Source organism: Pseudomonas sp. (genome assembly GCF_050739995.1).
Classification (GTDB): domain Bacteria; phylum Pseudomonadota; class Gammaproteobacteria; order Pseudomonadales; family Pseudomonadaceae; genus Aquipseudomonas.
This window is the reverse complement of sequence record NZ_JBOICG010000336.1, coordinates 1-8399: the sequence shown is the minus strand read 5'-3', so window position 1 is coordinate 8399 and position 8399 is coordinate 1. Positions and strand designations below refer to the sequence as shown.

Sequence of the window (8399 nt, the reverse complement as noted above, 5' to 3'; positions counted from 1 at the left end):
ATCTAGATGCAACTCGGTATCACCGCGCTCGTTGATCCACCATTGCGCCGCCCCGGCATTCACCAGCGACTGACAATAGGTTTCGACTTGGCGGCGCTCTTCGGAGAGCCTTTCCATCTGGTTTGTGGAGTTCATGTTCATCGGTAACCTCGCCTACTGCGAACACTCTAGTGACGTCGCCGCGAGAAAAAACTCCGAACCTTGCTTTTGAATTCCCGAAATCATCCGGCTCTGCGGAAAGTGAAATTGATGCGCTGGCTGCCCAGCAACGGATGAGGGTCGTCGTTGAGCGGCATCACACCGTGGTATCGGAGGCGATCCGCTCCACCCCATACAACGACGTCTCCGTGGTGCAACGGCACCTTGACCGTAGGGTCGGTGCGCGCATGCCCCCCGAACTGGAATGTGGCTCGCATGCCCAAGGAAACCGAAACGATGGGTTGCTCGTAGTCCCGCTCATTTTTGTCCTGGTGCAACGAAAGCCTGCTACCAGGTAGGTAGCGATTGACTAAGCAGGCGTCCGGCTCGAAATTGTCATATCCCGCATTCGCAGCGGCATCGCTCGCCAGCCGGGCAAACACCTCCGGCATAACTGGCCAAGGTTGGCCGGTGTCGGGGTCGTGGGAGGTATAGCGGTAACCACGTCGATCGGTCGTCCAACCCAGCATGCCGCAATTTGTCAGCGCCACTGACATGGTAAACCCACCCGGTGTCATCATGTGCCGGAAAGGCGACACGGCAGTGATGGCTTCAATGGCAAGCATCAACTCGGACATGTAAGGCAGTGCGAATTCGCGCAGCACAATTGCTGCTGGCCCTAGACGTTGGCTCCCCAATGATGGTTCGAAAAGATCGAGCGTTCGCATGATTACCTCGCGTCGTGAAAAATGAGACCCACGGTATGCCGCTGGCCGCTACGAATTCGGCTCACGCCGTGTCGCATAGCGACCTTGCGTGTACCTCGCTGGCCCATTGCCGGACGTTGATTGACAGTGAATACCACCGCGTCCCCTTGGTTCAGTGAAACAACATCCGCACGCTGACCCTTGGAGGAAAGCTCTGTCATGACGAATTCACCGCCGGCGAAGTCTTTGCCAGGTTCTGAAAGAAGGATGGCCACCTGGAGAGGAAAAACATGATCACCGTAGAGGTCTTGATGAAGGCAGTTGTAGTCACCTTCGCCATATTCAAGAATCAGTGGCGTCGGCCGTGTCTGGCCGGCCTCGTGACATCGCTTCAGAAAGGTTGCCAGATCGCCCGGGTACTGCACGTTGATCCCTAATTTCAAATTCCAATCATTGGCAATCGGCGCGAGTCTGGGGTAAAGCGCGTGACGTAGTTGGTCGAGCAGTGGAGGCAACGGGTACGCGAAATATTTGTATTCGCCACGCCCGAACCCATGTCGAGCCATGACGATACGCGCTCGATATCCTTCTTCTCGTGGATAGAGCTCGGCGAGTGCCGCGCACTGTCCCGCTGTCAAAAGGCCGGGCAGCACCGCATTTCCGTGAGCATCAAGCGAACGCTCGATGCTTGCCCAATCGCGGGAGTCAAGAGTCGTGGCACTGTCGTGACTCGCAACAGCTTTCATCCCGAAAACTCCACACCCCTCTTGGTGGCCTCTTCTTTCAGCAATGAGCGCTTGCGTTCGACACCCCAGCGGTAGCCAGAGATCGAACCATCACGACGCACCACGCGATGACACGGAATGGCAATGGCCAACACGTTGGCTGCACAGGCTCCCGCCACGGCGCGAATTGCCTCTGGCGCACCGAGGTCGCGTGCCACATCGCTGTAGCTACAGGTCTTGCCTGTTGGGATGCCGCAAAGCACCTGCCAAACCTTTTGTTGAAACACAGTGCCGCCAATATCCAAATTGATAACACCGCCAAACATCTGTTTGTCGATGAAACCGATGACCAGATTGAGTTCGTGTTCTAGCGAAGCTTGGCCAGCTTGCAGTTCCACTATTGGAAATTCGGTCGCGAGCTGGTCACGCAGTCCCTGCGCTTCCTCGCCGAGAAAGATGGCGCAGATGCCCTGCTGACTACGGCCGATAAGAACCTTCCCCATCGCTGATTGTCCGACGGCGAATTGAATGGGGCCTACCACTTGGCTACCTGGTGCGCGGAAGTTGTACTTGAAGGGAGAACGGGAAGTAGTGTTCATGACCTTGACTCTTATCGGTTGGCGAGTGAGGTCAGTCTAGGGATCGCTTCCTACCTTGAAACTCCGCTCCTTGCGGTCAAATTCTTTGGCCAACTACCAGCCGGGGTATCTGGCGACGAGTGACAGCCACAACGAGAGACAGCCTGCGTCGCGCATGTAGTGCAGCGCTTCGGACGCCTTCCATGTACAGGGGACTCGGCGCAGCCAGATCGAATCAGGGCCTGAGCGATACATCCAGACAATGGTGGTAACCACCATTTGCTGCTCTGGCGACATGGCCCGAAATTCGGCGCGCCATCGCGCCATTTCTTCGGGGTAGTGCTCGCCAGTGCATGCGTTGTAGGCAGCGGGGCAAACGCTTCGGTGATATTCGCCGTCGCGTGTTTTCGCAAACAGCTTGAACAGTTTCAGTTGTAGTATGGTTTGTTGCAAAGTTTCATAGAAGCGCTCAGGAGATCGTTCAAATGGATAGGTTGAATTGGACAGCGCATCGATCTGCGCAGCCTCTTCGAGATCAAGCTCAAGAAGGCACAGAACGAGGTGTTCAAGCCGCATCTCATCTAATCGCGAACTGGCCGCGTCCGGTGAGAGCGAGTCCTGTTTTACTGCCGTAACCCAAGCAATGAGTGATTGCGACAATGAGTCGGCGGGGGGATTTTCGGTCATCGTGCTGGTTTCGATTGAAAAGGAATGCAGCAATTACAGGCGCCAGTGGTACTGCCTGGCGTCTATCCGATATTGCGATGGTCAAAAGGTAAAGGCGGTGTCCGTAACCAGGTGGCGTCGACGCAATCGGCTAGCTATTTCATCGATGTTCTTCAGTGTCTGCCGTAGCGTGCTGCTTGATGTCACTTTTCCGTATGGAAGATAAACAATCTCCACACCAAGCACGCTGAGGCGTCGTTCGAGCTGGATACCCTTCTCCGTATCTTTCCAGTCATCACCCTTGAATATCACGTTGAACTGGAGGTCTTTCCAGATCTCCACTTTGTCGTTGGTAAATGCCGGGTAGGCCGCATCGACGTGACGGACGTTGCGTACGATCTCTAACCGCTCGACAAGTGGAACGACAGGCTTCATACCCTTGTGCTCAATCAGAACGTCGTCAGCCGCGACGCCGGCGATGAGGAAGTCACATCTCTCTTTGGCTTGCCTCAAAAGATTGAGGTGCCCGATGTGAAACAAGTCGTAGGCGCCAGGTGCGTAGCCGATTCGAATCATGGCAGTGGTGTCCTATACCGGGGCTGAGAGTCAGATTCTGAAAATCTACCGCTGCAACGGGTCAGGGACGCTATGTTTCCCGCTCGGAAACTCAGACAATGCAAAGAGCAAAGTAGAACGCTCAATGCGAAGAGGGCCGGCAAAAATGCGGGCCCCCTTGCGCAGATCAGGAGCAGTGTTCCACGCTTAAAAAGAATGGAATGACTTTCCTTGTTTTGTGAATATCAAGCATCGCCATTAGTGGTCGTCGCTTTGATCAAACCCAGTTGAGTCAGGGCTGCGACGCCATCGTCGAGACCGCGCTCCTCCACGATTTTGCCTCCAATCACCTTCAGCACTGTGGTGCCGGTGAAGTGCATTTTGCGACCCGTTGCGGCAGGCAGACCACCGATGAGAAAGTCGTCGTGAGCCGGGCCTGTGTGGGTGCCACCACCTTCCCATTGACCTACTACGTAATCCCCTTCGGCGATCAAGTCGGCTGTGCCCCAGAAATTGAGATCGGGGAACGCCTTACGAAAATCGGTCATGAACGCTTTAATGTCATCGCGGCCACGACGAGGTTCGTGCAGAGAGTAGTGGAGTAGCATGTCGGGAGAGGCGATTTCGTCAATGACCGCCAGGTTAGGATTCTTGCCCCAGAACTCGGTGAACCAGCGGCCGACGACAGCCTTGTTTTGTTCTTCGTTGCTCATTTCGACGATCCTCGTAAGTAGTCTCGAAAAGGGCATCGACACATTCGATGACCTTGGTGCAACGATAAGCACCAGGTCAGGATTCGAAACTCCGATTCTTGCTGCACAAACCAAATCGAAGGTTCGGCCGGAACGATGGAGCCGATCGCAGTCCGCTGGGGGATCTAATCTCCTCGGAATAATGCCCAATGCATGCGAGCCACCTACGCGCGCCCAAGACAGCTGCACAATCCTGATCTATTTATTGTTTAAGCCCTTAGCAGGTAACGATCCTCTGCGTAGGAAGCTTTCACCAACGAAGCCAAACGCTCCAACTTGGTGTCACGAATACCGTTCGCGTGCAGGCTGTCACAGGTTCGGAACAGGTAGTCAGCAGAGCTTCCAAGCCCTCCAGAAGCAGTTGCCAGTCTATGCACCACCGTATCTTCATCGAGATCGCCAGCGTACTGGGGAGCATCGGCATCAATGATGAATGTAATTGCCCACCCTAAACCCTCCCCATCAATGCTTTTCAACTCGATCCAGTGGGGAACATACGCGCCACACACCATTTCTCTTCGCCACAACAACAGCAATTCGCGCTCGAGGTGAACCTCCGCCAGTTTGTAGGCGGCTCCGTAACAGGAACCACCTCGATCTAACGCAAGCATTAGTCCTGGGCGATCAACTGTTGCGCGAAGCGCTGTGATCGATAGACAGAAAGACCGGTGCCAACCGTCGATTTTGGCAATACGTCTTTCCACGGAATCAATCGCCGGATTCCAGATCAACGATCCGTAGCCGAAGACCCAAACATCGCCGCGTGGTCGTATGGACAAAATCTTCGTCAGAGATGCGATTCGGTCGGCGTCTGTGAGGAGCCTCAGATTTGGAGAGTCGATGACAGCAAGCGCATCGAGGCTACCTGCCTCAATCAAATCACGAGTCAGCACAGGTGACGGATTTTGTTGTTCTCTGCTTGCCGATCGCTGCGCAGAAGCAATGCTGGCAGTCATAGTTACCTCGTAGGGCATTGTGGCGATGCGCTAGGTTTTTGCGCCTGCGCTTTGGGGGCCACTTTGCCTACGAGGTCATTTTGGGTAACTCCGATTCTTGCGCCAAAAAAACTGTTGGGGCTAGCGGTACGAGCTGCATCGTTGTCGTCACTACGACATTTGCTGCTCGAGTCGATCGATCAAAATTTCAATTCGTGCCCCCCCGATCATTTCAATGGGTCAGATGTGACCAGCGTCTTCGGCTCCAGATAAGCACTTATTCCCCACTTGCCCATTTCCCGTCCAAGGCCTGAATGCTTGAATCCACCGAACGGCGCACTCGGTTCGTGGGCCAGGGTGTTGATGAGCACACGCCCCGAATCGATCTGACGGGCGATATGCTCACAGCGTTCGGGGCTCTTCCCCAGCACCAGGGCGCTCAACCCATAGTCCGTATCGTTGGCGATACTGACCGCCTCAACGTCATCCTCGTAGGGAATGATGGTCAGCACGGGGCCGAAGATTTCGTCGCGGGCGATGCGCATCCGGTTGTTGGCATCAGTGAATATTGTGGGCCTCACGAACCATCCAGCGTGCACGCCTTCAGGGCGACCTTCACCACCCGCCAGCAACCTTGCGCCCTCTTCCTGACCGATACGAATATAGTCCTGCACACGTTCCCATTGTTTCTGGCTGACCATCGGCCCTATATCGGAATCGGCATTGTGGGGGTCGCCCGACTTGATCTGTAACATGCCCTCCTTCGCTATCCTCTCGAATTCTGCCAAGCGCTTGCGCGGAACGAGGATGCGAGTACCCGCAATGCAGGCCTGGCCGCTGTTGAGAAATCCGGCTTGCAGCACCAACGGCATGACCGCCTGGAAATCCGCATCGTCGAGCACCACGGTAGGCGACTTGCCGCCCAGTTCTAGCGTCACACGCTTCATGGTGTCAGCGCCGGCTCTGACCAGATGCTGACCGATAGTGGACGAACCCGTGAACGAGATCTTGGCAACGTCGGGATGGCGGGCGATTTCTTCGCCAACCACATCGCCTCGTCCATTGACGATATTGAAGATACCCGGTGGCAGCCCCGCTTCGTGCAACGCCCTGAGCACCACCTGCGTCTGCAACGCGCTCATTTCGCTGGGCTTGATCACGGCGGTGCAACCTGCCGCCAGCGCGGTGGCCAGCTTGTTACAGATGAATCCGGCGTTGCTGTTCCACGGGGTAATCAGACCGGCGACGCCCACGGGCGTCAGAATGACCTTGGCCATGCCCACCTGCTGCTCAAAGTCGAACGCTTTAAGAGCTTCGATCGCTTGTGCAATAACATCTGCCGGATATGTCGCCATCCAGCGCCCGCGAACCGCAGGCGCGCCGTATTCCAGGACAATCGCTTCCTGCAACTCTTCTGCCCGTGCCGCCATGGCTCGATGCATGCTTTGCAGTACCGTAATGCGCTCCTCCCGACTGGTACGAGCCCAGGCAGGGAACGCCGCATTGGCGGCTGCGATGGCACGCTGGGTGTCCAGTGCATCGCCAAGCCGAACCTGGCCGATGACTTCTTCGGTGCTGGGGTTATGTAGGTCGAACCACTCCTGACCGTGCGGAATGACGAATTCACCGTTGATGTACATGTGTTCAATGCGCTGCATAACAATTCCTCGTTCAAACCGACTCGTGCGTATGGAGCCTGTTAAAACGAAGTCTAAGGAGGACTGATTGTCCCGATAAGCTATCATCTGGTTTATGAAGCATCCTTATTTTCAGGACAATCCATGCGCAAAACAGGCATGACCGAGCTGGAAGTGGTTCTCGCTGTTGCACGCCGTAACAGCTTTCGTGGCGCGGCACAGGAATTGGGCATGTCGACTACCGCTGTCAGCAGCGCAGTCGCGGCTCTGGAAGCACGCCTGAAAGTACGCCTGTTCAATCGCTCCACGCGCAGCGTTGCCCTCACCGACATCGGGCAACGCTATGTGGAGCGCATTGCTCCTGCATTGGCGCAGATTAAAAGTGCTGACGAAGAAGCCAGCGTCGGCCCTGATGAACCCAGCGGCACGCTGCGCATCAATGCACCGCATGGCGCGGCGTATCTTCTGTTGGAGCCGTTGCTCCGGCAGTACGCTCAACGCTATCCCGAGGTGGGCATCGACATCGTCAGCGAATCAAGCATGGTCGACATCATCGCTGGGGGCTTTGACGCCGGAATTCGTCTGGCCGAGTCCGTACCACAAGACATGATTGCCGTGGCATTGTCAGCTGACATTCGGATGCTCGTGGTGGCAACGCCCGAGTATCTCGAACGCCATGGCGTGCCCGAGCACCCGCGAGACCTGCTCACCCACCAGAGCATCGGCATGCGCATGGCGCACGGTGGCCTCTACCATTGGGAACTGGAGCGCAGCGGCCAGAAGTTGCAGATGGATCTGCCGGTGCGTTTTGCCTTTAATGAGTTGCTGGCAATCAAACAGGCTGTATCGTTGGGACTTGGCATCGGTTTCATCTCCGAGTGGTTCATCCAAGAAGAACTGGCAAGCGGCGCCCTGGTGCCAGTGCTGATGCCGTGGTGCCCGTCGTTTGGTGGATTAAGGCTTTACTACTCAGGTCATCGCTTCGTGCCACCACGATTGCGCGCATTGATTGATTTGGTGCACGAGTTGCAGCTGCAGCTGGATTGACGCGACGAGCCGTTGTGAGACTGCACATAACCGTAGTAGTACAGGTTTGGATATCGTGAGGCTGACATCAGCCTAGACTTGGAGGTTGCGCTGTGGAGGGCACGAGGCCGAGCCGGAAATTGGTCGCCAGGATGGGCTTCTGGTCGACTTCAACAGGCACCATGTCACCAATTCGCCGTATGCGGAGGGGTCAGCTCGCGCCACGAGTCTGATTAATTCTTGGCTCAAGGTAGATATCTAATTAGCGCTGTCGGCTTACAAAAAAGGGCCCTCTGTTGGTGCTGATGCGATTTTGAGCTGGGCGGCTGATTTTGACTGATCCATATGCAGCTTTTGAAACCACTCGCAAGACCATCGTTTGCTTAGTATCTGGACGGGGCAATAAATTCCAGCAGCCTAGATCAAAATCGCATCAGCGCCAACAGCCCAGCCTCTCCAGCTTGCGAACGCGTTGCTGACAAGGGCTCTCGCTCAAGTGCACCAGTGAGGCGAGTTTTTTATAGGTGATGCGCCCATTGCGGCGCAATACGTCGACGATGGCCGCGTCGATGCGTCCCAACCCCTCATGGGCTGCGTGGTTCTTTGTTCCGCTGGTCATAGCCAAGGCATTTCACTTAAGCCCGTTGGACAGAAACTGCTGCAGGCGCTCGCTTCTGGGG

9 protein-coding genes and 1 pseudogene are annotated in these 8399 nt (G+C 55.8%); 1 reads left to right on the top strand and 9 read right to left on the bottom strand.

Annotation, left to right across the window (positions count from 1 at the left end; genetic code table 11):
- Positions 1 to 221 precede the first annotated feature (221 nt).
- The 8 genes from alkB to ACRESD_RS11235 form a co-directional block, all read right to left on the bottom strand.
- Positions 222 to 866 carry a DNA oxidative demethylase AlkB gene (alkB, locus tag ACRESD_RS11270; RefSeq protein ID WP_431750977.1) on the bottom strand — a complete coding sequence of 215 codons (645 nt, stop codon included), beginning with the start codon at positions 864 to 866 and terminating at the stop codon, positions 222 to 224.
- Positions 867 to 868: 2 nt separating this feature from the next.
- Positions 869 to 1591: a 2OG-Fe(II) oxygenase gene (locus ACRESD_RS11265; RefSeq protein ID WP_431750976.1), complete on the bottom strand. Its 723-nt coding sequence runs from the start codon at positions 1589 to 1591 to the stop codon at positions 869 to 871.
- The gene (locus ACRESD_RS11260) at positions 1588 to 2169 is read right to left on the bottom strand and encodes a methylated-DNA--[protein]-cysteine S-methyltransferase (RefSeq protein WP_431750975.1); all 582 of its coding nucleotides are present in this window, start codon (positions 2167 to 2169) and stop codon (positions 1588 to 1590) included. Before ACRESD_RS11260 ends, ACRESD_RS11265 begins: the two co-directional genes overlap by 4 nt.
- A gap of 93 nt (positions 2170 to 2262) precedes the next feature.
- On the bottom strand, positions 2263 to 2868 hold the full coding sequence (locus ACRESD_RS11255) for a hypothetical protein (RefSeq protein WP_431750974.1): 606 nt from the start codon (positions 2866 to 2868) through the stop codon (positions 2263 to 2265).
- A gap of 48 nt (positions 2869 to 2916) precedes the next feature.
- On the bottom strand, positions 2917 to 3390 hold the full coding sequence (locus ACRESD_RS11250) for an adenylyltransferase/cytidyltransferase family protein (protein ID WP_431750973.1): 474 nt from the start codon (positions 3388 to 3390) through the stop codon (positions 2917 to 2919).
- A gap of 224 nt (positions 3391 to 3614) precedes the next feature.
- Positions 3615 to 4082: an ester cyclase gene (locus tag ACRESD_RS11245; protein ID WP_431750972.1), complete on the bottom strand. Its 468-nt coding sequence runs from the start codon at positions 4080 to 4082 to the stop codon at positions 3615 to 3617.
- A gap of 248 nt (positions 4083 to 4330) precedes the next feature.
- Positions 4331 to 5077, bottom strand: coding sequence for a gamma-glutamylcyclotransferase (locus ACRESD_RS11240; protein WP_431750971.1), 747 nt, complete (start codon positions 5075 to 5077; stop codon positions 4331 to 4333).
- Positions 5078 to 5283: 206 nt separating this feature from the next.
- A complete protein-coding gene (locus ACRESD_RS11235; RefSeq protein WP_431750970.1) occupies positions 5284 to 6714 on the bottom strand; it encodes an aldehyde dehydrogenase family protein in 1431 nt (476 codons plus the stop codon).
- A 123-nt stretch (positions 6715 to 6837) separates the two neighbouring features.
- Here ACRESD_RS11235 and ACRESD_RS11230 point away from each other — a divergent pair, with 123 nt between their 5' ends.
- Positions 6838 to 7740: a LysR family transcriptional regulator gene (locus tag ACRESD_RS11230; protein ID WP_431750969.1), complete on the top strand. Its 903-nt coding sequence runs from the start codon at positions 6838 to 6840 to the stop codon at positions 7738 to 7740.
- A 415-nt stretch (positions 7741 to 8155) separates the two neighbouring features.
- On the opposite strand, the pseudogene ACRESD_RS11225 reads toward ACRESD_RS11230, so the two are convergent.
- Positions 8156 to 8338 (bottom strand): annotated as a pseudogene (locus ACRESD_RS11225) (Lrp/AsnC family transcriptional regulator); the annotation flags it as partial.
- Positions 8339 to 8399: the final 61 nt, after the last annotated feature.